We start from the raw sequence: 26,728 nt of genomic DNA on the forward strand, positions 1-26,728 counted from the left end.
GACTACGCGAGGGTTATTCGGCCGATAGTGATCATCTCTTTCGTACGACGACGAAGTCGGCGAGCGCCCTGAACCGCGCCCGTACGCGGTCGGGCATGTCGACGGCGTCGAGGGCTTCGATGGCGATGGCGTGCTGACGGCGTGCCTCCTTCGCCGTCCACTCCCGGCCGCCCGCCTCCTCGATGAGGGCGGCGCGGGCCGCGAACTCCTCCTCGGAGAAGGTCGCGAAGTCGCTGCTCTTGGCGTCGGCGGCGAGGATCTCGCCGAGCCGCCGGGAGGCGGGGCCGCCCTCGGCGAGCGCGGCCACCACCGGCAGGGACTTCTTGCGCTGGCGCAGATCGCTCCAGGTCTGCTTGCCGGTGGCCTCCGGGTCGCCCCAGATGCCGAGCAGGTCGTCGACGGCCTGGAAGGCCAGGCCCAGGTGGTAGCCGTACTTCTCCAGCGCGTCGGCGGTGCTCTCGTCCGCGCCGCCGAGCACCGCGCCGATGGAGCTGGCGCAGGCCAGCAGGGCGCCGGTCTTGTTGCCCTCCATCTCCAGGCACTCCTCGACGCTGACGCGGTCGCGGTGCTCGTAGGAGATGTCCTGGGCCTGACCGTCGATCAGGGCCCGGCTCGCGGTGGTGAGGCGGCGGGCGGCGCGGCCCGCCGCGACGGTGCCGAGTTCCAGCAGCACCTCGTTGGCCAGGGCGAACAGGGCGTCGCCGACCAGGATGGCCTGGGCGGGGCCGTGCACCTTCCAGACGGTGTCGCGGTGCCGGCGCTGTTCGTCGCCGTCCATCAGGTCGTCGTGCAGCAGCGAGAAGTTGTGGACCAGCTCGACAGCGACGGCCCCGGGCACGCCCGTCTCGGGCGCGGCGCCGGTGACCTCCGCGGAGAGCACGGCGAGCGCGGGGCGCACGGCCTTGCCGCCGTCGCCGTCCGCGGGGTTGCCCTCGGCGTCGATCCACCCGAAGTGGTAGGCCGCCACGGTGTCCATGGGCGGCGCCAGGCGGTCGACGGCCGCCCGCAGCACCGGCGTGGCCAGGGTCCGGCCGCGCTCCAGCAGTGCGGTCACGTCCACCGCGTCGGCAGCCTTCGAGGCCGGGGGCACAGTGGGCACAGTCTCTCCTCTTGTTGCGGTACCGAAGGTGCGGGAGCCCGTGCCACGCGGATCGGTTCTCATGCCGCCTCCTCGAAGAAGCCGGGGAGGCGATCGCGGGACCGGCCGAGCGCGCCGAGCGCGGCGCCCGCCGCACCGACACCGCTGCGGACCGCACTCTCCATGGTCGCGGGCCACCCGGTGGCGGTCCACGCTCCGGCCAGGTACAGGCCGGGTGCCTTGGTGCGGGCGCCGGGCCTGAACCGTCCGACGCCGGGTGCGGGAGCGAACGTCGCCGCGCGCTCCCGGGTCACGAAGAAGTCCAGCACCGCGGCGTCGCGCGTACGGGGCAGCAGCCGCCGCAGTTCGGGCAGGTACCGCGCGCGCAGCGCGGCCACGGGTTCGTCGATCTCGTCCTGCGCGGCCGACTGGGACAGCGCGAGGTACTGGCCGTCCGTCAGCCCGGAGGCCTCGGTCCGGTCGAACACCCACTGCACCGGGGTGCCCAGGGCCGCCAGGAAGGGCCGGGCGAGCACCTTGCGGTCGTAGACCACGTGCACGTTGAGGATGGGGGCGGTGCCGATCCGCAGCAGCCGCTCGGGGGCGTCGAGCGCGCCCGCGGGCAGCAGGCCGTGCGCCTCGCGCTGCGGCACGGCCAGCACGACCGCGTCCGCCCGGAGCGTCTCGCCGGGCACCCGGACGCTCCAGCCCCCGTCGCCGTCGGAGGAGACGGCGGTGACGCGGGTACGGAGCTCGGTGCGCACGCCCGCGGAGTCGAGCGCCTTGCGGGCCAGCCGGTCGTGCAGGTCGCCCAGCGGGACGCGCGCCCAGCCGATGTCGGCCGCGCCCGGGTCGGACAGCAGACCGGTCCTGAACACCATCGCGGCCAGCCCCAGGGAGGTCTCGTCCGCGACCGCGTTGAGGGTGGCGACCCCGACCAGGTCCCACAGGGCCTCGACGGCACGTGCCGACTGGCCGTGCGCGGCCAGCCAGCTGCCGAAGTCCTGCGCGTCCAGGGCCGGATCGGCGGGGTCGAGCCCCTTGAGGGCGAGCGCGGCCCGGCCGACCCGGGCGCGGTCGGCGAGCGACAGGTGCGGATAGGCGGCGAGGCTGCGCCCCAGGTGCAGGGGGACGGGCAGCGCGTCGCGCCGCAGCCTGCCGAGCCGCCGTCCCTCGGGCCTGGCCACGTCGACCACGGGCACGTCGAGACGGTCCTGCAGCGGAGCGAGCGCCGTGCCCCCGATGCGGTCGAGGAACCAGCGGTAGGCGGTACAGCAGCGCAGGTAGACGTGCTGGCCGTTGTCGACGGTCAGGTCGCCGCGCCGGAAGGAGAAGGCGAGTCCGCCCAGGCGCGGCCGGCCCTCCAGCAGGGTGACGCGCACCCCGGCGTCGGCGAGCGCGAGCGCGGCGGTGATGCCGGCGAGCCCGCCGCCGACCACGACCGCGTGCCGGCCGGAGCGGGCCGGGACCTCCGTGAGCGGTCCCCCGGACCGCGTGCCGTGGGTCATGGCGCGCCCTCCCCCGTGCGACCGCCGTGCGGGTGCGGCGCCGCCCGGCGGGCCGTCGTGGCCGGGGACGCCGCGCGCCGCCGAAGGGTTGCCCGCCGTTTCGCGCCGGGGGCGTCGTCACGGACCGGTGTGTCCATCAGGCGCGCCTCCTGACGGTACGCCGGGTGACGTGCCGGGTGTCCAGCCCGGACAGGCCGCGCACGGCGACGTAGGCCTTCTCGTGCCCGGGCAGGGAGACCCGGCCGCGCAGCACGGCCTCCGGGTCCCGCTCGATGCGGTCGAGCAGGCGGCGGTAGATGCCGGCCATGGCGGCGACACAGGCGCCGCTGCGCCGGTCGAGCAGGGGGAGCAGCCGGTAGCCCTCGGCGAAGAGGGCGCGGGCCCGACGCACCTCGAAGTGCACCAGGCCCGCGAAGTCGGAGCCCCGCGGCGGGGTCGGTCCGGCGAATCCGGCCGAGCAGCCGAACTTGGCGAGGTCGTCGGCGGGCAGATAGGTCCGCCCGCCCTCGGCGTCCTCGCGGACGTCCCGGAGGATGTTGGTGAGCTGGAGCGCGAGCCCGAGCGTGTCGGCGTACTCCGGTGCGCGCTCGGCGCCGCGCGCTCCCGGCTCGGTACCGAACACGCCGAGCGAGAGCCGCCCGATGGCGCCCGCCACGCAGCGGCAGTACACCTTCAGGTCGTCCCAGGTCTCGTAGGTCTCGCCGCGGACGTCCATCAGCACGCCGTCGATGAGCTCGTCCAGGCCGCCGAGCGGGATCGGGAAGTGCGCGGCGGCGTGGGCGAGGGCGACCGCGACCGGGTCGGTGTCGTCCTCGCCGACCGCGCCCTCGCGGATCCGGGTGAGCAGCGCCCGGGTCTGCTCCAGCCGGGCGGCCTTGACGTCGGCGCCGAGCGTGCCGTCGCCGATGTCGTCGACCCGGCGCGAGAAGGCGTACAGCGCCGACATCGCGCGGCGCTTGGGCGCCGGCAGCAGGCGGATGCCGTAGGCGAAGTTACGGGCCTGCTGCCCGGTGACGGTCTCGCAGTAGCCGTAGGCGGCGAGCACCGGTGCGGACATGCGCGGCGCAGACTCCACGGTCCGGATCACCCCTCTCCTCGCAGAGTCACGCCCACCTCGCGCAGCAACCGGAGCTTGCCGGGCTTGGGCGGGCCGGGAAGTACGTCGTAGCCGGCGGCGGCGATCGCTTCGACGGCCGCCCGTCCCCCCGCGACGAAGCCCGCGAGCAGCAGCCTCAGTCTGCCGTGCACGCTGCCCACCAGGGGGATGCCTTCGCCCAGCAGCTCGCGGGCGCGTTGCGCCTCGTACGCGACCAGGGCGCGCACCGATGCGCCGGCGCTCGCCGCGGCGAGGTCCGCCTCGCGGACGTGGAAGCGCCGCATGTCCTCGGCGGGCAGGTAGACGCGGTCGCGGGCCAGGTCCTCGGCGACGTCCTGGAGGTGCTCGACGATCTGCAGGGCCGTGCAGACCGCGTCCGAGCGGCGGATCCGTTCGGGTGTCGAGGTGCCGGTGACGGCGAGGACCAGACGGCCGACCGGGTTGGCGGACAGCGCGCAGTAGGACAGCAGGTCGTCGTAGGTCTCGTACCGCTTGACCAGCTGGTCCTGACGGTTGGCGGCGATCAGGTCGAGGAACGGCCCCGGGGTCAGCGCGTGGCGGCGGACGGTCGGCCGCAGGCGGCGCAGCAGCGGGTGGCGCGGCTCCCCGTCGAAGACCCGGCGCAGGTCGGCCTCGAAGGCGTCCAGCAGCACCAGCGGGTCCCCGGCCCGCTCGGGCGGGACGCCGAGGAGGCGGGCGTCGGCCCCGCCGGGGGCCAGGTCGCCGTCGCCGATGTCGTCGACCAGGCGGGCGAAGCCGTAGACGGCCATCAGGTCGTCGCGCCAGGCCCCGGGCAGGAAGAACGGGGCCACGGGGAAGTTCTCGCCCGCGGCCTTGCCGAGCGTGGCGCGCTCCGGGTCCACGGGGCGCGCCGTACCGGTTCCCGTCACCGCCGGCTGCCCCGGGCGGGGACGGCACATGCTGTGCGGAGCCGGGGAGTTTCCGTAGCCATCGCCGTCACATCTCCCGTTCTACACTGCCGACCCGATACGCACTATTTCGGACACGCCGCCCGGCCCTCCGTGCGGCCGCCCTGAGCAGGGTGCGGGGCAGTATCTCCCTGCTTGCCGCGTTTCGGGACCGGTACAGCTTACGTTGTACAACTCGTCGGGGTCCGCCAGGGTGTCCTGCGCATCACGACAACACACCGATCGGCCCCAGGATTCCTGCGCCGCACCGGAGTTGGCGTCTCCTTCGCGGCGGCGGGCCCCGCCGGGAGCGTTCCGGCGGGGCCCGTCGCGGGGCGGGTCACTTCCCCGTGAACTTCTCGTACTCCTTGAGGACCTCGTCGGTCGGGCCGTCCATGCGCAGTTCGCCGCGTTCCAGCCACAGGACGCGGTTGCAGGTGTCGCGGATCGACTTGTTGTTGTGGCTGACCAGGAACACCGTGCCGGCCTCCTTGCGCAGCTCCCGGATGCGCTCCTCGGAGCGCTTCTGGAACTTGCGGTCACCGGTGGCCAGCGCCTCGTCGATCATCAGGACGTCGTGGTCCTTGGCGGCGGCGATGGAGAAGCGCAGGCGGGCCGCCATGCCGGAGGAGTAGGTGCGCATCGGCAGGGTGATGAAGTCGCCCTTCTCGTTGATGCCGGAGAAGTCGACGATCTCCTGGTAGCGGGCCTTGATCTCCTCGCGGGACATGCCCATGGCGAGCCCGCCCAATATGACGTTGCGCTCGCCGGTCAGGTCGTTCATCAGGGCCGCGTTGACGCCGAGCAGCGAGGGCTGGCCGTCGGTGTAGACCTTGCCCTGCTCGGCGGGCAGCAGACCGGCGATGGCGCGCAGCAGGGTCGACTTGCCGGAGCCGTTGGAGCCGATCAGCCCGATGGCCTCGCCGCGGTAGGCGACGAAGGAGACCCCGCGCACGGCGTGCACCTTGCGCACCCCCCGCTCCTCGCCGCGCCTCAGTATCCGGCTCAGAGCGGCGGTGGCGCTGCCCTTGCCGGTCCTGGCGCCGTTGACCCGGTAGACGATGTGCAGGTCGTCCGCGATGACGGTGGGGACGCGCTCCCCCTGGTCCCGCTCCCCCTGGTTCCGCTCAGCCACGTCCGTACCTCTCCTCGGCCTTCCAGAAGTACACGAAGCCGCCCACGGCGACGAGCACCGCCCAGCCCAGCGCGACCGCCCACACGTGCGGCGGCAGGTTCTGCGAGCCGTATCCGTCGATCAGCGCGAAACGCATGAGGTCCATGTAGAGGGCGGCCGGGTTCCACTGCAGGACGTCGGCGATCCAGGCCGGCTTGTCCTGAAGCATGATCGGGATGGAGAACATGACGCCGGAGGCGTACATCCAGGTCCGCATCACGAACGGCATCAGCTGGGCGAGGTCGGGGGTCTTCGCGCCCATCCGCGCCACCACCAGGGCGAGGCCGGTGTTGAAGAGGAACTGCAGGACGAGCACCGGGACGATCAGCAGCCAGGACGGGTCCGGGTAGCTGCCGAAGGCCAGCGCGACCGCGAACAGCACGATCATCGAGAACAGCAGCTGCTGGAGCTGCTGCAGCGCGAACGAGATCGGCAGGGAGGCCCGCGGGAAATGCAGCGCGCGCACCAGGCCCAGGTTGCCGGAGATCGCGCGCACGCCCGCCATCACCGAGGACTGCGTGAAGGTGAAGACGAAGACGCCCGTCACCAGGAACGGGATGTACACGTCCCTCGGCATGCCCCGGCCCGCGTCCAGGATCAGGCCGAAGATCAGGTAGTAGACGAGCGCGTTCAGCAGCGGGGTGGCCACCTGCCACAGCTGGCCGAGCTTGGCCTGGCTGTACTGAGCGGTCAGTTTCGCCTGGGAGAAGGCGAGGATGAAGTGGCGCCGTCCCCAGAGCTGACGGACGTACTCGACCAGGGAGGGGCGGGCGCCGCTCACGGTCAGCCCGTACTTGGCGGCGAGCTGCGCCGCCGTGAGGCCCTCGTCGGGCGACGGCGGCGTGGTCACCGCGACCGAGCCGTCGTGCGTTGTCTCACTCACTAGTGGAAACTTTCGTCTTCGGATGCGCAGCCTGTGCGGGCAGGGCATGAGCCGGGGGCCTGGGAACGGCTCCCGGTCTCGGACACGAGCTTGTCAGATCACCGGGGGCCGGCCCAGTCGGGTCAGCCGCCACACCGTACGCCACTTCATGGGCCTGCGCGGTCCGCAGGGGGTGGTCCAGCCCTCGCGGAACCCGCCGAACCACGCTTTCAGGGCCGGGCGGGAGGGGCGGCGCACCAGGGTGAGCAGCAGCCAGACGCCGAGGTAGACGGGGACGAGCGGGGCGGGGAGGTTGCGGCGGGCCAGCCAGACGCGGTTGCGGGCGACCATGCGGTGGTAGACCGCGTGCCGCGAGGGCGCGGTCGTCGGGTGGTACAGCACCATGTCGGACCGGTAGTCGATCATCCAGCCCGCGTCGAGGGCCCGCCACGCCAGGTCGGTCTCCTCGTGCGCGTAGAAGAACGCGTCCGGCAGACCGCCGACCTCGGCGAAGACCCGGGTGCGGACCGCGTTGGCGCCGCCGAGGAAGGTGGTCACCCGCGAGGAGCGCATCGGGTCGGAGGCGCGCAGCCGCGGCACATGGCGGCGCTGGGTGACGCCGGTGTCGGGGTCGGCGATGCGGAAGCTGATGATGCCGAGCCGGGGGTCGGCCGCGAAGGCCCGGCGGCACAGCTCGGCGGTGTCGGTGCGGGCCAGCAGGCCGTCGTCGTCGAGGAACAGCAGGATGTCGACGTCCCGGCCGCCGGGGCCGAAGGCCTCGATGCCGACGTTGCGGCCGCCGGGGATGCCGAGGTTCTCCGGCAGCTCGATGGTCCGCACGCCCTCGGGGACGTCCGGGACGGGCGAGCCGTTGCCGACCACGACGACCTCGACCGGGTCGCCGTCCTGCTTGGCGACCGACTCCAGCAGGGCGCGCAGCTCGTCGGGGCGGTTGCCCATGGTGATGACGACCGCGCCGACCTTCAGGGCCGCGCTCACCGGAGCCTGCTGGAGGCGAGGATGGACACCAGGTGCAGCAGGGTCTGCAGCAGCGCGATCCCCGCGAGCACGGCGGTGCCGAGCCGGGTGAAGAACAGGTCGCCCCGGCTCGCGTCCACGATCGCCAGGACGAGGATCAGCAGGGACGCCTCGATGCCGAGGACGAGCCGGTGGAACTTGAGCGCGGCGGCGGCCCGGCGGGCCAGCGCCATGCCGGAGGAGCGCGGCTCGGACGCGGCCTCCTTGACCGGGGGCAGCCCGCCCTGGTGGCGGGCGACGCCGACGAGGTCGGTCTCGGCCTTGATCAGGATCGCGCCGAGGGCGGCGAGGGTGCCGAGGAAGGCCCACAGCCAGTCGATCCGGCCGGGCCCCCACAGGTCGGCGGCGCGCAGGCCGAGGCCGACCAGGACGGCGGCGTCGGTCAGGTAGGCGCCGACCCGGTCCAGGTAGACCCCGCCGAGCGAGAACTGCTGCTTCCAGCGCGCTATCTCGCCGTCGACGCAGTCCAGCAGCAGGTACAGCTGCACCATCACCACGCCGAGGACGGCGCCCGCGATCCCCGGCACCAGCAGGGCCGGGGCCGCCAGGACGCCGAAGACGGTCATCAGGTACGTGAGCTGGTTGGGCGTGACCCTGGTGTTCACCAGATAGCGGTCGACTCGCAGGGACACCTCGCGCATGTAGAGGCGTCCCGCCCAGTGCTCACCGCTGCGCCGGTCCTTCACCCCCGCGGGGTGGACGACCGGACGGAGTTCAGCTACCGATGGCCTTGACATAGTCGGCGTAGATGTCCTTGATCTGTTCGGTGGTCAGGTCGAGGTGTTCGAGGATCGTGTAGCGGCCGGGCCGGGTCTCCGGGGCGAACTCCACGACCTTGACGAACTCCTCGGTGGTGAAGCCGATCTCGTCCGGCAGGACCGGCAGGCCGTGCCGGCGCAGCACCTCGGCCATGTACGCCGACTCCTCGTGGGCGCCCCGCAGCCACATCGCGAAGGCCGCGCCCAGGCCGCACTGCTCGCCGTGGGCCGCCGCCCGCCTGGGGTACAGCAGGTCGAAGGCGTGGTTGATCTCGTGGCAGGCCCCGGAGGACGGCCGCGAGTCGCCGGACACCGACATGGCGATGCCGCTGAGCACCAGCGCCTCGGCCAGCACCTGGAGGAAGTCGTTGTCCCCGATGCCGCCCGGGTGCCGCAGCACCGCCTCGCCGGCCTGGCGGGCCATCGCGGCGGCGAGCCCGTCGATGCGTTCGCCCTTGACGCGGTTGGCGAGCTCCCAGTCCGCGATGGCGGAGATGTTGGACACGGCGTCGCCGATGCCGGCGCGCACGAAGCGCACCGGGGCCTCGCGGATGACGTCCAGGTCGATGACGACCGCGATCGGGTTCGGCACGCCGTACGAGCCGCGGCCCGCGTCGTTGTCGAGGGTGGCGACCGGCGAGCACAGGCCGTCGTGGGCGAGGTTCGTGGGGACGGCGACCAGCGGCAGGCCGACGCGCGCCGCGGCGAACTTGGCACAGTCGATGATCTTGCCGCCGCCGAGCCCGACGACCGCGTCGTAGTGGCCGGCCTTTATGTCGCCCGCCAGCCGGACCGCGTCGTCGAGGGTGCCGCCGCCGACCTCGTACCAGGTGGCGCCCGGCAGGCCGGGGGTGATCCGCTCGCGCAGCGCGGCGCCGGAGCCGCCGCTGACGGCGACGGCGAGGCGGCCGGAGTGCGAGATGCGCTCGTCGGCGAGGACGCACGCCAGGTCGTCGAGGGCGCCCGGGCGGATGTCCACGACGAGCGGCGAGGGGATGAGCCGGGTCAGTACTGGCACGCGATCTCCCGTCCCCGGGCGAGATCGTCGTGGTTGTCGATCTCGACCCACTCGACGTCGCCGATCGGCGCCACGTCGATGCGGAAGCCGCGGTTGACCAGCTCCTGGTAGCCGTGCTCGTAGAACTGCTGCGGGTCGGTCTCCCAGACGGTCCTCAGGGCGTCGGCCAGCTCGGGGGCGGCGTCGCCCTCGATGAGGGTGACGCCGATGTACTCGCCGGTCGCCTCCGCCGGGTCCATCAGCTTGGTGATCTTCGTCATGCCCCGCTCGGGGTCGACGACGACCTTCATCTCCTCGTCGGCGAGCTGCTTGACCGTGTCGAGGGCGAGGATGATCCGCTTGCCCTCGCCGCGGGCGGCGAGCAGCGTCTTCTCGACGGAGACCGGGTGCACGGTGTCGCCGTTGGCGAGGATCACACCGTCCTCGAGGACGCCCCGGCCGCACCACAGGGAGTAGGCGTTGTTCCACTCCTCGGCCCTGTCGTTGTCGATGAGGGTGAGCTCGAGGCCGTACTTCTTCTCCAGCGCGTCCTTGCGCGCGTACACGGCCTCCTTGCGGTAGCCGACGATGATCGCCGCCTCGGTCAGGCCGACCTCGGCGAAGTTGCCGAGGGTCAGGTCCAGGACCGTCGGTTCGCCGTCTATGCCCGCGGGCCCCACCGGCACCAGCGCCTTGGGCAGGCTGTCGGTGTAGGGGCGCAGACGCCGTCCGGCGCCGGCCGCCAGCACGAGGCCGATCATGCGGGTTCTCCTTCATCGTGTACGGCAGGTGCCCCGGCCCGGTGGGCGGACACCCAGAAGCGGATGCTCTCGGCGAGCACCACCAGGGCCACGGCCACGGCGAGGACCGTGAGCGCGACCTCGAACTGCGCGGCGGTGAGCAGCGCGGCCAGTGCGACGACCACCAGCGTGCGGCCCTCGTGTCCCCCGATCGCCCGCACCAGCCAGTGCGGGGGCGCGCCCGCACCGCCGCGGATGCGGTAGACCGTGTCGTAGTGATGGTAGGCGACGGCCGCCACCAGCCCGTAAGCCGCGGGAAGGACTCCGTTCACCTCCGCTTTGGCCGCGAGCAGCAGCACGGTGCCGTACTCGGCGGCGCGCAGGAGCGGGGGCACGAGCCAGTCGAGGGCGCCCTTGAGGGGCAGGGCGACGGCCGCGGCCGAGGTGACCGTGTAGAGGACGGCCGCGGCGACGGGCAGCGCGCTGCCGTACGGCTCCAACGCCGCCGCCAGGACGAGCAGGGCGCCGCCGGGGAGCGCGACGAGGGTGCGCGCGCCGAGGGGAGGCCTGGCGGGCAGCCTGCCCAGCACCCGGGCCAGCGCCTCGGCGGCCGGCCCGCTGTCCGCGAGGTCCGCGAGCGCCTTCGCCGCCCGGTCCGTGCGCCGCGCCCTGCGGGTCACCGACCGCAGCACGCGCCCCGCCGTGGTGTACGTCGCCGCGAAGGCGCAGCCGGCGAGGAGGGCGTAGAAGGTGACGCGCGGGGTGGTGACCGCCGTGAGGACCGCGATCATCGCCCAGCGCTCGCCGATCGGCAGGACGATCATCCGGCGCACCCACACCGTCCAGCCGACGCTGTCCAGCCGGTCGGAGAGGGCGGCGGTGGGGCTGGTGTTGGCGGTGGCGGCGGGGTCTCCGGCGTTCGCCTCGTTGAAGGCGAAGTCCACGACGTGCCGGCAGGTCTGCAGGATCATCGCGCCGAGGGCGAGCGCCCAGACGTCGTCGCCGCCGCGGGCCGCTCCCAGGGCGAGGCCGGCGTAGTAGGCGTACTCCTTGGCCCGGTCGAAGGTGGCGTCCAGCCAGGCGCCGAGCGTGGAGTACTGCAGGGAGTAGCGGGCGAGCTGCCCGTCGGTGCAGTCCAGGACGAAGGACGCGATGAGCAGGACGCCGGCCGCGACGAAGCCGCCGCGGGTGCCGGTGGCCGCGCAGGCGGCCGCTATGAGCGCGGTGAGCAGCGAGGCGGTGGTGACCTGGTTCGGGGTCAGACCGCGGCGGGCGCACCAGCGGGCGAGGTGGCGGGAGTACGGGCTGACGAAGAACGTGGTGAAGAAGCCGTCGCGGGCCTTGACGGCCGACTTCAGGCGTACGGCCTCGTCGTCGACGGCGGAGACGGCCTGCCGCGCCTCGTTGCGGGCCTGCGGGTCGGCGGGGACGGCTGCGACGAGGCTGCCGAGCTCGGGCCGGTGCACCTCGGCGCCGTCCGTGTCGAGGGCGTCGGCGATCCGGTCGGCGAGGCCCTCGGCGAGGGCGATGCCGCCGTCGGTGGCGGTGTCTGCGTCGGCGGTGCCGGCGTCCGCGGAGTTCTCGCGGGCCATCGCGCGGGTCAGGGCGCGGCGGCCGGCCGGCTGGGCGGTCACGGCGCCGGGGATCGCGGCGAGCGGGAAGCGGGGGTCGGTGAGGCCGAGGCGCAGCGCGTGCACATGGCCCACGAACCGGGCGTCGACCACGGCGACCCGTTCCCCGGCGGGCACCTGGGCGAGCAGCGTCTCGGCGTCGGCGGTGCCGGAGGCGAGGCGCACCTCGAAGCCGAGCGACCGCAGATCGCCCTCGATCGACGAACCGGGGACCGGCTGACCGGTGAGGATGGCGGTCGGCAACCGAATTCACTCCCTGGATGCCGGCGCGTGCGCGCCGGCCGTGTACACGGTGGGGGCGCCCGTGCCTGCGGCACCCGGGCGGCATGTCGGCAGAGGCTATCGGATGGCGGGAACCTCGCGTTCACCACCCGTTGGGCGGCTTGACCGAAGCAGTTCGCCCTGGCCTCTGCCGCGATCATCATCGGGGATCCGGGGCCCCGCCCACAAACCGCGCCCCCCGGACCGGGCGACGAGGACCTTGCGCCCGCCCGGACGGCGTCGGCATAGGGTGGGCGACCATGACATGGCTGATCACCGGCGGCGCCGGATACATCGGGGCACACGTGGCGCGGGCCATGGCCGACGCCGGGGAGCGGGTCGTCGCCCTGGACGACCTCTCGGCCGGGGTTCCCGCGCGGCTGCCCGCCGGGGTCCCGCTGGTGCGGGGCTCGTCGCTGGACGGGGAGCTGCTGAGGCGGGTGCTGGCCGAGCACGCGGTGACGGGTGTGGTGCACCTCGCCGCGCGCAAGCAGGTCGCCGAGTCGGTGGCGCGGCCGGCGTACTACTACCGGGAGAACGTGGGCGGTCTGGCCACGCTGCTGGACGCGGTCGCCGAGGCCGGGATCGAACGGTTCGTGTTCTCCTCGTCGGCGGCCGTGTACGGCGACCCCGGTGTGGAACTGATCACGGAGGACACGCCCTGCGCCCCGGTGAACCCGTACGGCGAGACCAAACTCGCCGGGGAGTGGCTGGTGCGGGCGGCGGGCCGGGCGCACGGCATCGCGACGGTGTGCCTGCGGTACTTCAACGTGGCCGGGGCCGCCGCGCCCGGGCTGGCCGACACCGGCGTCTTCAACATCGTCCCCATGGTCTTCGACCGGCTCACCCGCGACGAGGCGCCGCGGATCTTCGGCGACGACTATCCGACGCCGGACGGCACCTGTGTCCGGGACTACATCCACGTCGCCGACCTGGCCGAGGCGCACCTCGCGGCGGCCCGGCGGCTGGCCGCGGGCGGCGTGGCCGGGGACCTGACGGTCAACGTCGGGCGCGGCGAGGGCGTCTCCGTCCGGGAGCTGATCACCGTCATCGGCGAGGTCACCGGTGACCGGCGTCCGCCCGTCGTCGAGGGGCGGCGGCCCGGGGACGCGCCGCGCGCGGTCGCCTCGGCCGCCCGGGCCGCCGCCGAGCTCGGGTGGACCGCGCGGCGCGGGGTGCGCGAGATGGTCGAGTCGGCGTGGCGGGGGTGGCTGCTGCACCACGGCGACCGAGTCCGCACCCCCTGACCTCCCGGAACGTTTCCGCAGGTCAGGACAGTGACAACGGTGTTCACTGCCGCGTTGCCGGATCACTCCGGCCGTAGTTCACTGTGCTCGCTGGCGGAGGATCCCGGACGGGGCAGGAGGCGGCTTTCATGGGGGCTGGGCACGATCACGGGCACGCGCACGGTGTGCCGGCCGGCGGTACGGCGAGCGCGGCGTACCGCGGCAGGCTGCGGGTGGCGCTGTCGATCACGCTCGCCGTGATGGTCGTCGAGATCGTCGGCGGGGTGCTCGCCGACTCCCTGGCGCTGATCGCCGACGCGGCGCACATGGCGACGGACGCCCTCGGTCTCGGCATGGCGCTGCTGGCGATCCACTTCGCGAACCGCCCGCCGAGCGAGAAGCGCACCTTCGGGTACGCCCGCGCCGAGATCCTCGCCGCCCTGGCCAACTGTCTGCTGCTGCTCGGCGTCGGCGGCTACGTCCTGTACGAGGCGGTCCAGCGGTTCCTGGTGCCGGCCGGCACCGCGGGCGAGCTGACCGTCGTGTTCGGTCTGATCGGTCTGGCGGCGAACTCGGTGTCGCTGGCCCTGCTGATGCGCGGCCGGCGGGAGAGCCTGAACGTGCGCGGCGCCTTCCTGGAGGTGGCGGCGGACGCCCTGGGCTCGCTCGCGGTGATCGTCTCGGCGCTGGTGATCCTGGTCACGGGCTGGCAGGCCGCCGACCCGGTCGCCTCCCTGGTGATCGCCCTGATGATCGTGCCGCGGGCGTGGCGGCTGCTGCGCGAGACCCTGGACGTCCTGCTGGAGGCCGCTCCCAAGGGCGTGGACGTGGCCCGGGTACGGGCTCACATCCTGGCCCTCGACGGCGTCGAGGACGTCCACGACCTGCACGCCTGGACGATCACCTCCGGGCTGCCGGTGCTGTCCGCGCACGTGGTGGTGCGCTCCGACGTGCTGAGCGCGATCGGCCACGAGAAGATGCTCCACGAGCTCCAGGGCTGCCTGGGCGACCACTTCGACGTGGAGCACTGCACCTTCCAGCTGGAGCCGAGCGGGCACGCGGCGCACGAGGCGCGGTTGTGCCACTGAGGTGCGCGGGGCGCGGGGCCGGACGGCCCCGCGCCCCGCGTCCCGGCTCCGGCGGCCCCGCCCCGGCCGGTTCCCCTTCCGGGGGCGGGGCCGCCGGGCCCCGCCCCCGGTGTCCGGCCGGTCCCTTCCGCCGTCCGGGCGGGGACGGCCGTGAGCCGGGCCACCGCGCACGGAACATGCGGGCGCGCCGCGAAGTGCCGGGAGTGCCGGATTCGTGCGGCACACTTGGGCGCGAAGACCGATGCGAAGGATGGGTATGCCGATCACACCTGCCGCCGCGACGCAGACCGCGTCGAACGGCACCGCGGACGCCATTTTGCTGGAACTGGTCGACGAGAACGGCGTGACGATCGGCACCGCGGAGAAGCTCGCCGCGCACCAGCCGCCGGGCCGGCTGCACCGGGCGTTCTCCGTGTTCCTCTTCGACGAGCGCGGCCGGCTGCTGCTGCAGCAGCGGGCGTTCGGCAAGTACCACTCCCCCGGTGTGTGGTCCAACACGTGCTGCGGTCACCCCTACCCCGGCGAGGCGCCCTTCGCGGCGGCGGCCCGGCGGACGCACGAGGAGCTCGGGATCTCCCCGTCGCTGCTCGCCGAGGCGGGCACGGTCCGCTACAACCACCCGGACCCGGCCTCGGGCCTGGTGGAGCAGGAGTACAACCACCTCTTCGTCGGTCTGGCGCAGTCCCCGCTGCGGCCGGACGAGGACGAGGTGGCGGCGACGGCCTTCGTGACCCCGGCGGAGCTCGCGCAGCGGCACGCGAACGACCCGTTCTCGGCGTGGTTCATGACCGTGCTGGACGCGGCCCGGCCCGCGGTCAGGGAACTGACGGGCCCGTCCGCCGGCTGGTGAGGGCGGTCAGCGCGGCCGGGCGGGTTTGAGCGGCAGGGCGGCCCGGATCACCTTGCCGCCGCTCGCGGTGCGCTGGACGTCACAGGTTCCGCCGGCCTCCCGGGCGATCTCGTTCACCAGGAGCAGGCCCCGGCCGCCCGTCCGGCCGGGATCGGCCTCCAGGGCGGTCGGGCGGTAGGGGTGGTCGTCCTCCACGGACACCCGGACCCACTCGGCGCCGACGGCGACCTCCACGGCGAGCGTCGGCGAGAGCACCGCCGCGTGCCGGACCGCGTTCGTGACCAGCTCCGACACGATCAGCAGCAGTCCCTGCGCCACGTCGTCCGAGACGGGCACCCCCTGGCGCAGCAGCAGGTCCCGTACGGCGTGCCGCGCCCGCGGGACCGAGAGGTCGACGGCGGGGGCCGTGAACCGCCAGACGCCTTCGTACGGCAGGGTCCCCGCGCGCTCCGCGGGTTCCCCGGGCTCCTTGTCGAGGGGCGCGTCCGCGCCCTCGGGGCGTGGGCCGGGCCCGCGCCCGTGGTCGTCCATCGTCCGGTCGCCACCCTTGCACTCGATTGTCACCACACTCCGAGTGTTGGTAACGCATCGCACTGCGCCCCAGAACTGAACAGAAGTCAGCCGGTATCGAACGCTTATGACCGTTGGCGTATGACACGGTCAAGTGAGGGACCGTTCCTGTCGGGGTTGTGCCGCCCTGGCGGACGGTCCGGGCGGTGCGGGCGGCCGCGGCCCCGAGTCCCTCCGCCGCTCCGGCGGGCCGCCTCCCGCTCCCGTGCGGGCCCCGGTCCCCGCGGCCGCCGTGCCGTGGCTCCCCGGTACGCGCCGGCCGGCCGTCCGGCCGCGGCGGATAGCATCCGCCGCATGGAGCCGCAGCTGCTGCACAGCGTCACCGACTCGGTCGCCACCGTCGTCATCCGCCATCCGGCCAAGCGCAACGCCATGACGGCCGCGATGTGGCGGGCACTGCCGCCGCTGCTCGGCGCGCTGGCGGCCGACCCGGCGGTGCGGGCGCTGGTGCTCACCGGCGAGGGCGGGACGTTCTGCGCCGGGGCGGACATCGCGACGCTGCGGGACTCGCCGGAGGAGGCGCAGCGGCTCGCCGTACGCGCCGAGGAGGCCCTCGCGGCCTTCCCGAAGCCGGCGCTGGCGGCGGTGCGCGGGCACTGCGTGGGCGGCGGGACGCAGTTGGCGGCCGCCTGCGACCTGCGGTTCGCCGAGCAAGGGGCGCTGTTCGGGGTGACGCCGGCGAAGCTCGGTGTGGTCTACCCGGCGTCCGCCACCCGGCGGCTGGTGTCGCTGGTGGGTCCGGCCACCGCCAAGTACCTGCTGTTCTCCGGCGAGTTGATCGACGCCGAGCGGGCGTTGCGGACGGGCCTGGTCGACGAGGTGCTGCCCGAGGGGGAACTCGGCAGGCGGGTCGCGGAGTTCACCCGGACCCTGGTCGCGCGCTCGCAGCTGACGCAGGCCGCGGCCAAGGAGTTCGCGGACGGGCGCAGGGACCGTGACGCGTACTGGGCCGGGCAGGCCCGCGGCAGCGGCGACACCGCGGAGGGCGTCGCCGCGTTCCTGGAGCGCAGGCCGCCGCGGTTCACGTGGAGCGTGCCGACGTCAGGATGAACCGGCCGCGGGCGCGGAGCCGTTCGACGAGGTGCGCCGGGGCCTTCTTCCGGGGAGCCGGCGTCGTACGGCGGCCGCGGGTCGTGCTCCGCGGTCGGCCGCACCGTCCGGGCGCGGTCCTCGCGCGGCTGACGGAACCCGGTACGGCCCTCGCCCGCGCCGCGGTCGCCGCGGGGGCCTTCCCGGCCGGCCCGATCGGCGAGCGCTGACGCGCCGGGCGGGAGCGGCGGAGCATGTCCCGGCGCTCCCGAGGTACCCGTTCCTGTACCGGCCGGAGCGGCCGGCACAGGAGAGGAGAATCACGTGTTACGAGCCATTGCGGATGTGCTGCGCCAGATCGGCGGCGCCGTCGCCACCGTGGTGACCCTGCCCTTCCGGGCCCTGGCCCGGCTCTTCGGCGGGGCGTCCGGCACGGCCCGCGGCCACCGGGTCTGACCCGGTCCCGTCCGGTCCCGCACCGCCGCGGCACCGCCCTGATCCCCGGGTGTCGGGGTCACCTGCCACAATTGCCGCGCAACCTCAGTGAGAAGGCGGTACGGGATCGTGACGACACCCGGGTCCAGCGGATCCATCGACGCAGGGTCCATCGAAGGCAGGATCGCCGAGGAGCTCGGCGTACGGGAGCGGCAGGTGAAGGCCGCGGTCGAGTTGCTCGACAGCGGTTCGACGGTGCCCTTCATCGCCCGCTACCGCAAGGAAGCGACCGGGATGCTCGACGACGCGCAGCTGCGCACGATCGAGGAGCGGCTGCGTTACCTGCGGGAGCTGGAGGAGCGGCGGACGGCGATCCTCGACTCGGTGCGCGAACAGGGCAAACTCACCCAGGAGCTCGAGGCCCGGATCCGCGGCGCCGAGACCAAGGCGCGCCTGGAGGACATCTACCTGCCGTTCAAGCCCAAGCGGCGCACCAAGGCGCAGATCGCGCGGGAGGCCGGTCTCGAACCGCTGGCGGAGGGGCTGCTCGCGGACCCGTCCGTCGAACCGCTCGCCGCGGCCGCCGCGTTCGTCGACGCCGGCAAGGGCGTGGCCGATCCGCAGGCCGCCCTGGACGGCGCCCGGGCCATCCTCACCGAGAAGTTCTCCGAGGACGCCGACCTGATCGGCGAGGTGCGCGAACGCATGTGGGTGCGCGGGCGGCTGGTGTCGAAGGTGCGGGAGGGCAAGGAGGAGGCGGGCGCCAAGTTCGCCGACTACTTCGACTTCGCCGAGCCGTTCACCGCGCTGCCCTCGCACCGGGTGCTGGCGCTGCTGCGCGGCGAGAAGGAGGAGGTCCTCGACCTCGTCCTGGAGCCCGAGGAGCCCACGGACGGGCCGTCGTCGTACGAGGGGATCGTCGCCGCCCGGTTCGGGATCGCCGACCGGGGGCGGCCCGCGGACAAGTGGCTGCTGGACACGGTCCGCTGGGCCTGGCGCACCCGCATCCTGGTGCACCTCGGCATCGACCTGAGGCTGCGGCTGCGCACGGCCGCCGAGGACGAGGCCGTGAACGTCTTCGCGGCGAACCTGCGCGACCTGCTGCTCGCCGCCCCGGCCGGCACGCGCGCGACGATCGGCCTCGACCCGGGCTTCCGCACGGGCGTGAAGGTCGCCGTGGTCGACGCCACCGGCAAGGTCGTCGCCACGGACACCGTCCACCCGCACGTGCCGCACAACCGCTGGGACGAGGCGATCGCCGCACTGGCCCGGCTGGCGCGGGACCACGCGGTCGAGCTGGTCGCGATCGGCAACGGCACCGCCTCCCGCGAGACCGACAGACTGGCCGGTGAACTCATCGCCCGGCACCCGGAGCTGAAGCTGACCAAGGTGATGGTGTCCGAGGCCGGCGCCTCCGTGTACTCGGCCTCCGCCTTCGCCTCGCAGGAACTGCCGGACCTGGACGTGTCGCTGCGCGGCGCGGTCTCCATCGCCCGCCGGCTCCAGGACCCGCTGGCCGAGCTGGTGAAGATCGACCCGAAGTCGATCGGCGTCGGCCAGTACCAGCACGACCTGTCCGAGGTGAAGCTGTCCCGCTCGCTGGACGCGGTGGTCGAGGACTGTGTGAACGGCGTCGGCGTGGACGTCAACACGGCCTCCGCGCCGCTGCTCGCCCGGGTGTCCGGCATCACCTCCTCCCTCGCCGAGAACATCGTGGCGCACCGGGACGCCAACGGGCCGTTCCGGTCCCGGGCGGAGCTGAGGAAGGTGCCGCGGCTCGGCCCGAAGGCGTACGAGCAGTGCGCGGGCTTCCTGCGGATCCGCGGCGGCGACGACCCGCTGGACGCCTCCAGCGTCCACCCCGAGGCGTATCCGGTGGTGCGCCGGATGGTGAAGACCACCGGGCAGGAGGTGGCCTCCCTCATCGGCAACACGACGGTGCTGCGCTCGCTGCGTCCGCAGGACTTCGTGGACGACACCTTCGGTCTGCCGACCGTCACCGACATCCTCCGGGAGCTGGAGAAGCCGGGGCGCGACCCGCGTCCGGCGTTCCGGACGGCGGCCTTCAAGGAGGGCGTGGAGAAGATCTCCGACCTGTCGGCGGGGATGGTCCTGGAGGGCGTCGTGACGAACGTGGCGGCCTTCGGGGCGTTCGTCGACGTCGGGGTGCACCAGGACGGGCTGGTGCACGTGTCCGCGATGTCGAAGACGTTCGTCAAGGACCCGCGGGACGTGGTGAAGCCCGGCGACATCGTCAAGGTGAAGGTCCTCGACGTCGACATCCCGCGCAAGCGGATCTCGCTGACGCTGCGTCTGGACGACGAGGCCGCCCCGCAGGGGCAGCAGCGCGAGCGGGGCGGACGGCCGCCGCAGCAGCGGCAGCAGCGTCCGCAGCAGCGGCAGGGGCGCGGCGGTGACCGGGGCGCCCGGCAGGCGCCGCCGCCCGCCAACAGCGCGATGGCCGACGCCCTGCGGCGGGCCGGGCTGGCGTGAACGGGTGAAACGCGCCGGGTGCCCCCGCGGGAGGGCGCCCGGCGCCGCTGCCCCGGCAGTCCGGCGCGGAAGGGCACCCGGCGGCCCGGTGCCGAGGGACGCCCGCCCGTGCTAAGCCCGGCGTTCGGTGACCTTGCCGTCCGCCACGTCCAGGCGCCGCGTCACCCGGACCGCGTCCAGCATGCGCCGGTCGTGGGTGACCAGGAGCAGGGTGCCCTCGTAGGCGTCGAGGGCGGACTCCAGCTGTTCGATGGCGGGCAGGTCGAGGTGGTTGGTCGGCTCGTCCAGGACCAGCAGGTTGACGCCCCGGCCCTGGAGCAGGGCCAGGGCCGCCCTGGTGCGCTCCCCCGGGGAGAGGGTCGACGCCGGTCGCAGCACGTGGTCGGCCTTCAGGCCGAACTTCGCCAGCAGGGTGCGGACTTCGGCCGGCTCGGTGCCGGGGACCGCCGCGCGGAAGGCGTCGAGCAGCGTCTCGGGGCCGTGGAACAGCCCTCGGGCCTGGTCGACCTCGCCGAGCAGGACGCCGGAGCCGAGGGAGGCGTGTCCGGCGTCGAGCGGGACGCGGCCCAGCAGGGCGCCCAGCAGCGTGGACTTGCCCGCGCCGTTCGCGCCGGTCACCGCCACCCGGTCCGCCCAGTCGATCCGCAGGGAGACCGGGCCGAGCACGAAGCCGCCGCGCCGCACCTCGGCGTCCCGGAGCGTGGCGACGACCGCGCCCGAACGCGGGGCCGCCGCGATCTCCATGCGCAGTTCCCACTCCTTGCGCGGCTCCTCGACGACCTCCAGGCGCTCGATCATGCGCTGCGTCTGGCGGGCCTTCGCGGCCTGCTTCTCGCTGGCCTCGCTGCGGAACTTGCGGCCGATCTTGTCGTTGTCGCCGGCCTTGCGGCGCGCGTTCTTCACGCCCTTGTCCATCCAGGCGCGCTGCATCTGCGCCCGTTCCTGGAGGGCGGACCGCTTGTCGGCGTACTCCTCGTACTCCTCGCGGGCGTGCCGGCGGGCCGTCTCGCGCTCCTCCAGATAGGCCTCGTAGCCGCCGCCGTAGAGGGTGGTCCGCCGCTGGACCGGGTCGAGTTCGAGGACCTTGGTGACGGTGCGGGCGAGGAACTCGCGGTCGTGGCTGACCACCACCGTCCCGGCGCGCAGGCCCGCCACGAAGCGCTCCAGCCGCTCCAGGCCGTCCAGGTCGAGGTCGTTGGTCGGCTCGTCGAGCAGGAAGACGTCGTAGCGGGAGAGCAGGAGGGACGCCAGACCGGCCCGTGCCGCCTGGCCGCCGGACAGGGACGTCATCGGCTGGTCCAGGTCCACGGCCAGGCCGAGCGTGCCGGCGACCTCCTCGGCTCGGTCGTCGAGGTCGGCGCCGCCGAGCGCCAGCCAGCGCTCCAGACCGGTCCCGTAGGCGTCGTCGGCGCCGGGAGCGCCGGCGGCCAGGGCCTCGGCCGCCGCGTCCATCGCCCGCTGGGCCTCGGCCACGCCGGTGCGCCGGGCCAGGAACGCCCGTACGGTCTCCCCCTCCCGGCGCTCCGGCTCCTGCGGCAGGTGGCCGACGGTCGCGGCCGGCGGGGAGAGCCGCAGGTCGCCCTGTTCCGGCGGGGTGAGCCCGGCGAGGATCCGCAGCAGGGTGGACTTGCCCGCGCCGTTGGCCCCGACCAGCCCGATCACCTCGCCCGGCGCGACGACGAGGTCGAGTCCGGTGAACAGGGAGCGGTCGCCGTGGCCGGCGGCGAGATTCTTGGCGACGAGGGTGGCAGTCATCAGACCGCCGATCCTAACGGCCCGCCTCCCTCCGGGGCCGCCCGGTTTCCCCGCGCCACCGCCGCGACCAGCACGCTCTCCGACGCCCGCGCCACGACGAAGGCCCGCCCCCGCACGGCTCCGGCGTCCAGGGCGATGCGGTGGCGGCCCGGCCCGAGGACGCCGTCGAAGACCTCATGGCCGCGAGTGCGCCGCAGCCGGTCCAGGCGGTAGGCGGTGAGCCGCACCCGGCAGGGCGAGGTGACCTCGACGCCCGCCTCGCCGTCGGTGGCGGCCAGGCCGGCCAGGCGGCGCCGCGCCCGCGGGCCGCGGTCCAGGGCGTGTTCGATCTGGGCGACGAGGACCGGCACGATCGGGGCGAGGCCGTCGACGTAGGCCACGTCGGCTCCGGCGCGGTCGAAGGCGCGGCGTACGGCGCGGCGTTCCTCCTCGGTGACCGCCTCGCCGAAGGCGACGGCGCCGTAGCCGCGCAGCTCGTCGGCGGGGACGCCGCCGGTGTCGTGGGTGATGTCGGCGCCGATGCCGATGGTGCGCAGCGCGGCGGCGAGCCTGGCGAGGACGGCGACGCGGGCGCCGACCAGGAGGACCCGGCGGCGGGCGGCCGGGGAACCGCCGTCGAGCAGGGCGGCCAGCGCCGCGCGGTACTCGGCGCCGCGGAAGCGGAACGGGCCGATGCCGCGGTAGCCGTTGAATTCCAGGTCGGCGCGCTCGTCCGTCTGCCAGGCGAAGTCCCGCCAGACGAAGTCCTCGCCGTCCCGCTCGATGACGGCGGTCACGGCGCCGCACGCCAGTGCCTCGCACTCGGGGCAGCCGTAGACGATGTGCCGGCCGCCGGGCAGGGGCGCCTCGGTCTCCAGGAGCAGGCTGCGGACCTGCGCGGTGAAGATCGCGGGCGGGACGTCGGAGGCGAGCGGGGAGACGGCGTCCAGGTCGGCGAGCCGGAACAGCAGCGGACGGCCGTCGACGACGAAGTCCACGAAGTCCCGGTGAACCTGGTGGTCACCACCTGCGAGGACCCCGCCGGCCCGCATCGCCGGCGCCAGGGCGAAGGTCGCGTACTCGGCAGACATGCCCCGAGTATTCCCGGAGCGGGACGGACGCGGGCACGGCATGACATATTCCGCTACCGTCCGCGCGCGGGGACCGGGCCGGGGGCCGGGACCGTCGTGGCCGGGGCGGGGCCGCCGGGCGGACGACGGCCGGCGTTCCCGCCGGGCGCGGCGGGCGGGTCCGGGCGTGGCCGCGCGGCCCGTGGGGCGGGCCGCCTCGGCGGTCGCGGGGACCCGCGGCGGCCGGGCGCCGGAGGGGTACGGGGAGCGGGCCGGGCGGCCCGGCGTACGGATGGTCGAAGGGGGACCGGGCGGGACCGGGCTGGACCCGGGGCGCGGCCGGAGCGCGGACCGCCGCCGGACGGACGGCTGCCGGGCCGCGGCGGCCCGGGGGCCGCGCGGGGAGGCGGTCCGGCCGCCTCCCCGCGGCGGGCTCAGCAGCCGGTGACGGGGGCCGCGGCCGTGAGGTGGATCACCGGCCTCCCTCCGGGACGCGGTGGGGGGTGTGCGGCGCGCGCACGCCGTCCAGGACCGTGGCCTCGGGCACGGCGGACGCCGGGCCGGCGGTGGCGCGGGCGAAGGCGGCGGCTCCGCCGGCGAACGGGACGCGCGCCGAGGTGCGGGACAGGTCGAGGGTGAGCGTCGGGGTGTCGGCGGGCGGGTCGATGAGGTCCTTGTCGGTGCCCGCGACGATCAGCGCCAGGCGGTGGCCCTCGGGCACGACGTGGTCGGTGGCCGCCAGGTCGAGGGTGACGGTGTAGGCCCGGCCCGGGGTGAGCGGGGCGCCCTTGCCGGTCGCGGCGCGGTGGCCCAGGTCGGCCCAGCCGCGGCTGACGATCGTGTGCTCCACGTCGGCCGTCCTGGCCCGGGTGTCCTTGAAGCAGGCGCTGTCGCCCGCGGTGCTCGCGCCCCAGCAGGTGCGGTCGGTGAGCGTGGTGATGCCCTCGGCGGCGTCGGCGTAGTCACGGATGGTGGCGGGGCCGAGGTCGACCAGGACGGCGGACAGGTGGGCCGTGGCAGTGGTCGGGGTCGCCGTGACGGTCACCGCGGAGGAGCCGGACAGGCGCAGGTCGCGGGTGAGCGGCCGGGTGACGAAGCCGGCCTTGTCCGGTGTCGGCGTGTCGATCCGCGCCGCCCAGTCGGTCTCGCCGAGCGCCGGGTCGTCGGTGAACGTCTCGGTGCCGCCGCCCCGGCCCAGGCCGAGGGTGCCGACGCCCGGCCGGGCGCCCTGGCCGGGGCGGAGGACGGCCGTCCGGGTGTCGCGCGGCGGCCAGACCTCCGAGGTGACCCACTGGTCGGGGTGGCGTTCGATGTCGGCCATGGGCTCGCGGTCGATGCCGTTGTCGTAGCCGAGGAGTTCGTGGTCGAACCAGCGGTGCAGGGTGTCGACCCACTGTGCGCGGCGGAAGTCGAAGGGGTCGACGTGGCCGGTCCGGGAGAGCCAGATCTTGCGTTCGACGCCGTTCTCCGCGAGGGCGTCCCACCACGGTCCGACGTGCTGCATCCGCACGTTGAGGTCCTGCATGCCGTGGACCAGGAAGACGCTGGCCCTGACCTTCTTCGCGGCCCGCACGTAGTCGCGCTCGGTCCACAGCGGCGTCAGGTCGCCGGTGCGCGGCGCCCCGTCGGCCAGCTTCTGCTGGACGGCGGCGCACCGGGCTTGGGCGTCGGGGCTGTTGACGTGGCCGGACAGCCAGTCGGGGCCGGTGCCGTACAGCGGGGCGCCCTGGGAGAAGTAGTAGTCGTACCAGGAGGAGATGGCGCCGATCGGGACGATGGTCTCCAGGCCCTCGACCCCGGTGGCGGCGACGCCGTTGGCGATGGTGCCGTCCCAGCTCTTGCCGATCATGCCCGTGCGGCCGTTGGTCCAGTCCGCCCCGGCGCGCTGCGTGCCCGTGCGGGTGGTGTACGCCCTGGCGCGGCCGTTGAGCCAGTCGACGACGGCCTTCGCGGACTGGATGTCGGAGCGGCCGCCGACGTCGACGCAGCCGTCGGAGCGGTTGGTGCCGGCGAGGTCGACGCCGACGAAGGCGTAGCCGCGCGGCACGAAGTAGTTGTCGTAGAACAGCGGCATCTGCACGACGTCCCCGTCGGCGTCGTACGTCTTCTTCTGGCTCTCGTTGCCGCGCCCGCAGCAGGAGTAGTACGGGCTGGCGTCCATGATGACGGGGACCTTGCGGCCCTGCCGGGCGGGTTCGCGCGGGCGGACGATGTCGACGGCGACGCGGTCGCCCTTCCCGTCGCCGTCCCCGTCGAGCCCGGTGTCCACCCAGACGGCCTCGCGGATGGCGTTCTCGTACGAGTGGACGGGTTGGCTCACGCGCGGCGCGGCCTGCGCCGTGGCGGGCGTGAGGAAGGCGGCCAGCAGGGCGGTCGTGGCCGCCGTCGCGAGCGGTCTCCAGATCGTGAAGCGCATGCGTGTCGGCATGCGCGGACCGTACATCGGTCAACTCCCGTGCAGAAGAGGGCGATCCGGTGCGGGCGTGGCGGGTGAGCGCTCCCGTCCGCCCGTCCCGTGACGGCCGGATGGCGATCGTGTGACAGCGGGGGCCATGGACATGCCCGAGGACACAGGGGGTCAATAGGCTCCCGACAGACTTCGGTCCCCTACGACTTGGAGCTCTCGTGCACCGCAGACTCATCGCACCGGGCGCGCTCGCCTCGGCCTCCCTGCTGCTGGCGATCCCGGCATCGGCCGCGAGCCACTCCCCCGGCGCGCCGGGCATCGGCGACCCCTACTACCCGGCCTACGGCAACGGCGGATACGACGTCTCCCACTACGACCTGCGGCTGAAGTACCGGCCGGCCACCGACGAACTGGAGGGCACGGCCACCCTGCTGGTCCGCGCCACGCAGGACCTGTCGCGGTTCAACCTGGACTTCCTGCTGGACGTCGGCGAGGTGCGGGTGGACGGCGCGAAGGCGTCGTTCGCCGCCTCCGGCGAGCACGAACTGGAGATCACCCCCCGGACTCCGCTGGCGAAGGGCACGTCCTTCTCCGTGGTGGTGCGCTACCGCGGCGTGCCGTCGTCGAAGCGGGCGTACGGCTTCACCAGCTGGCACCGCACCCCGGACGGCGGCGTCGCCGCCAACGAGCCCGAGGCGGCGGCGTGGTGGTTCCCCGGCAACGACCACCCGCTGGACAAGGCCACCTACGACGTGTCGGTGCAGGTGCCGGACGGCACCCAGGCCATCTCCAACGGCACGCTGCAGTCGACCGATTCGCGGCTCGGCTGGACCCGGTACCACTGGCGCTCCGACAAGCCGCAGGCCACCTATCTCGCCACGCTCGCGATCGGCCGGTTCGACGTCACCCGCGGCACGACCGAGAGCGGCATCCCGGTCCTCAACGCCTACAGCAAGGACCTGGGCGAGCACTACGGGGCGGCGCGGGCCAGCCTCGAGCGGAGCGGGGAGATCGCCGACTGGCTGAGCGGGTTCTTCGGCCCGTACCCGTACGACGCGCTCGGCGGGTACGTGCCGAACACCGACACCGGGTACGCGCTGGAGACGCAGACGCGGCCCTTCTACAGCCCGCGGAACTTCGCGAACGGGTCCAACACCTCCCTGGTCGTGCACGAGCTGGCCCACCAGTGGTACGGGGACCTGGTGTCCGTGGCGGGCTGGAAGGACATCTGGATCAACGAGGGCTTCGCCCGGTACGCGCAGTGGCTGTGGTCCGAGCACGAGGGCGAGGGCACGGCGCAGGAGCTCGCCGACCACGTGTACGCCTCGCACCCCGCCGACGACCCGTTCTGGACGGTCCCGCCCGGCGACCCGGGGCCCGAGAACCAGTTCCACACCGCGGTCTACGACCGGGGCGCGCTGGCCCTGCAGGCGCTGCGCAACGAGATCGGCGACGAGGCGTTCTTCGCGGTCCTCGAGGGCTGGCCGCGCGCGTACGCGCACGGCAACGCGTCGGTGGCCGACTTCCGGAGGTACGCCGAGCGGGTGTCCGGGAAGCCGCTGGCCGCGCTCTTCGACACGTGGCTGTTCCAGCCGTCGAAGCCGGCCGCGCCCGCGGCCCGCGCCGCGTCCGTCGCGCAGACGCGGGAGGCGTCCGTGCCGCCGAGGTCCTGGCGGAAGATCGCCGCGACGAACGGGGTGCACGAGCACGGGACGCGGGAGCACGAGGACGGGCACGGGCGGGCGCACGGGGCGCACGAGGACTGACGCGTCCGC

23 protein-coding genes are annotated in these 26,728 nt (G+C 74.1%); 7 read left to right on the forward strand and 16 right to left on the reverse strand.

Going from position 1 to position 26,728, the window contains the following annotated elements; genetic code table 11:
- Positions 1-31: 31 nt before the first annotated feature.
- The 12 genes from ABD363_RS02985 to ABD363_RS03035 all read right to left on the reverse strand — a co-directional run bounded on the left by ABD363_RS02985 (position 32) and on the right by ABD363_RS03035 (position 12,033).
- Positions 32-1,162, reverse strand: coding sequence for a polyprenyl synthetase family protein (locus tag ABD363_RS02985; RefSeq protein WP_344599758.1), 1,131 nt, complete (start codon positions 1,160-1,162; stop codon positions 32-34).
- Entirely contained in the window at positions 1,159-2,586 is a 1,428-nt protein-coding gene (gene hpnE, locus ABD363_RS02990) for a hydroxysqualene dehydroxylase HpnE (protein WP_344599759.1), read from the reverse strand. Before hpnE ends, ABD363_RS02985 begins: the two co-directional genes overlap by 4 nt.
- Complete coding sequence (locus tag ABD363_RS32525; RefSeq protein ID WP_425577930.1) at positions 2,583-2,723, reverse strand: DUF6380 family protein; 141 nt, start codon at positions 2,721-2,723, stop codon at positions 2,583-2,585. The genes hpnE and ABD363_RS32525 overlap by 4 nt, the downstream gene beginning before the upstream one ends.
- Positions 2,723-3,673, reverse strand: coding sequence for a presqualene diphosphate synthase HpnD (hpnD, locus tag ABD363_RS02995; protein WP_344599760.1), 951 nt, complete (start codon positions 3,671-3,673; stop codon positions 2,723-2,725). Before hpnD ends, ABD363_RS32525 begins: the two co-directional genes overlap by 1 nt.
- The gene (gene hpnC, locus ABD363_RS03000; protein WP_425577931.1) at positions 3,670-4,602 is read right to left on the reverse strand and encodes a squalene synthase HpnC; all 933 of its coding nucleotides are present in this window, start codon (positions 4,600-4,602) and stop codon (positions 3,670-3,672) included. The genes hpnD and hpnC overlap by 4 nt, the downstream gene beginning before the upstream one ends.
- A gap of 328 nt (positions 4,603-4,930) precedes the next feature.
- Positions 4,931-5,725: an ABC transporter ATP-binding protein gene (locus tag ABD363_RS03005; protein ID WP_344599762.1), complete on the reverse strand. Its 795-nt coding sequence runs from the start codon at positions 5,723-5,725 to the stop codon at positions 4,931-4,933.
- Complete coding sequence (locus ABD363_RS03010) at positions 5,718-6,647, reverse strand: ABC transporter permease (protein WP_344599763.1); 930 nt, start codon at positions 6,645-6,647, stop codon at positions 5,718-5,720. The genes ABD363_RS03005 and ABD363_RS03010 overlap by 8 nt, the downstream gene beginning before the upstream one ends.
- 93 nt (positions 6,648-6,740) lie before the next feature.
- Positions 6,741-7,625 (reverse strand): glycosyltransferase family 2 protein, encoded by an 885-nt coding sequence (locus tag ABD363_RS03015; RefSeq protein ID WP_344599764.1) that lies wholly within the window; start codon positions 7,623-7,625, stop codon positions 6,741-6,743.
- Complete coding sequence (locus ABD363_RS03020) at positions 7,622-8,401, reverse strand: CDP-alcohol phosphatidyltransferase family protein (protein WP_344599765.1); 780 nt, start codon at positions 8,399-8,401, stop codon at positions 7,622-7,624. The genes ABD363_RS03015 and ABD363_RS03020 overlap by 4 nt, the downstream gene beginning before the upstream one ends.
- Positions 8,379-9,440, reverse strand: a complete 1,062-nt coding sequence (locus ABD363_RS03025; RefSeq protein WP_344599766.1) for an iron-containing alcohol dehydrogenase family protein — start codon at positions 9,438-9,440, stop codon at positions 8,379-8,381. Before ABD363_RS03025 ends, ABD363_RS03020 begins: the two co-directional genes overlap by 23 nt.
- Positions 9,428-10,180: a phosphocholine cytidylyltransferase family protein gene (locus tag ABD363_RS03030; RefSeq protein WP_344599767.1), complete on the reverse strand. Its 753-nt coding sequence runs from the start codon at positions 10,178-10,180 to the stop codon at positions 9,428-9,430. The genes ABD363_RS03025 and ABD363_RS03030 overlap by 13 nt, the downstream gene beginning before the upstream one ends.
- Positions 10,177-12,033 (reverse strand): DUF5941 domain-containing protein, encoded by a 1,857-nt coding sequence (locus ABD363_RS03035; protein ID WP_344599768.1) that lies wholly within the window; start codon positions 12,031-12,033, stop codon positions 10,177-10,179. The genes ABD363_RS03030 and ABD363_RS03035 overlap by 4 nt, the downstream gene beginning before the upstream one ends.
- Positions 12,034-12,311: 278 nt before the next feature.
- Between ABD363_RS03035 and galE the strand changes: the two genes are divergently transcribed.
- The 3 genes from galE to idi all read left to right on the forward strand — a co-directional run bounded on the left by galE (position 12,312) and on the right by idi (position 15,215).
- Positions 12,312-13,298 (forward strand): UDP-glucose 4-epimerase GalE, encoded by a 987-nt coding sequence (galE, locus tag ABD363_RS03040; protein WP_344599769.1) that lies wholly within the window; start codon positions 12,312-12,314, stop codon positions 13,296-13,298.
- A gap of 128 nt (positions 13,299-13,426) precedes the next feature.
- Positions 13,427-14,365: a cation diffusion facilitator family transporter gene (locus ABD363_RS03045; protein WP_344599770.1), complete on the forward strand. Its 939-nt coding sequence runs from the start codon at positions 13,427-13,429 to the stop codon at positions 14,363-14,365.
- Positions 14,366-14,621: 256 nt separating this feature from the next.
- On the forward strand, positions 14,622-15,215 hold the full coding sequence (gene idi / locus ABD363_RS03050) for an isopentenyl-diphosphate Delta-isomerase (RefSeq protein WP_344599771.1): 594 nt from the start codon (positions 14,622-14,624) through the stop codon (positions 15,213-15,215).
- Between the two features lie 6 nt (positions 15,216-15,221).
- On the opposite strand, the gene ABD363_RS03055 is transcribed toward idi, so the two are convergent.
- Entirely contained in the window at positions 15,222-15,746 is a 525-nt protein-coding gene (locus tag ABD363_RS03055; protein WP_344599952.1) for an ATP-binding protein, read from the reverse strand.
- Positions 15,747-16,079: 333 nt separating this feature from the next.
- Between ABD363_RS03055 and ABD363_RS03060 the strand changes: the two genes are divergently transcribed.
- The 3 genes from ABD363_RS03060 (at position 16,080) to ABD363_RS03070 (ending at position 19,742) form a co-directional block, all read left to right on the forward strand.
- Entirely contained in the window at positions 16,080-16,835 is a 756-nt protein-coding gene (locus ABD363_RS03060) for an enoyl-CoA hydratase/isomerase family protein (protein ID WP_344599772.1), read from the forward strand.
- A gap of 303 nt (positions 16,836-17,138) precedes the next feature.
- Positions 17,139-17,270, forward strand: coding sequence for an LPFR motif small protein (locus ABD363_RS03065; protein WP_344599773.1), 132 nt, complete (start codon positions 17,139-17,141; stop codon positions 17,268-17,270).
- Positions 17,271-17,378: 108 nt separating this feature from the next.
- Positions 17,379-19,742: a Tex family protein gene (locus ABD363_RS03070; RefSeq protein WP_344599774.1), complete on the forward strand. Its 2,364-nt coding sequence runs from the start codon at positions 17,379-17,381 to the stop codon at positions 19,740-19,742.
- Between the two features lie 111 nt (positions 19,743-19,853).
- Here the strand turns inward: ABD363_RS03070 and ABD363_RS03075 are convergent, their stop codons facing one another.
- The 3 genes from ABD363_RS03075 to ABD363_RS03085 all read right to left on the reverse strand — a co-directional run bounded on the left by ABD363_RS03075 (position 19,854) and on the right by ABD363_RS03085 (position 24,974).
- Positions 19,854-21,497: an ABC-F family ATP-binding cassette domain-containing protein gene (locus tag ABD363_RS03075; RefSeq protein ID WP_344599775.1), complete on the reverse strand. Its 1,644-nt coding sequence runs from the start codon at positions 21,495-21,497 to the stop codon at positions 19,854-19,856.
- A complete protein-coding gene (locus ABD363_RS03080; protein WP_344599776.1) occupies positions 21,497-22,567 on the reverse strand; it encodes an oxidoreductase in 1,071 nt (356 codons plus the stop codon). The genes ABD363_RS03075 and ABD363_RS03080 overlap by 1 nt, the downstream gene beginning before the upstream one ends.
- A 451-nt stretch (positions 22,568-23,018) precedes the next feature.
- The gene (locus ABD363_RS03085) at positions 23,019-24,974 is read right to left on the reverse strand and encodes a Xaa-Pro dipeptidyl-peptidase (protein ID WP_344599777.1); all 1,956 of its coding nucleotides are present in this window, start codon (positions 24,972-24,974) and stop codon (positions 23,019-23,021) included.
- 197 nt (positions 24,975-25,171) lie between these two features.
- Here ABD363_RS03085 and ABD363_RS03090 point away from each other — a divergent pair, with 197 nt between their 5' ends.
- Complete coding sequence (locus ABD363_RS03090) at positions 25,172-26,719, forward strand: M1 family metallopeptidase (RefSeq protein ID WP_344599778.1); 1,548 nt, start codon at positions 25,172-25,174, stop codon at positions 26,717-26,719.
- Positions 26,720-26,728: the final 9 nt, after the last annotated feature.

Origin of the sequence: Streptomyces glaucus, from assembly GCF_039533365.1 — a bacterium.
Classification (GTDB): domain Bacteria; phylum Actinomycetota; class Actinomycetes; order Streptomycetales; family Streptomycetaceae; genus Streptomyces; species Streptomyces glaucus.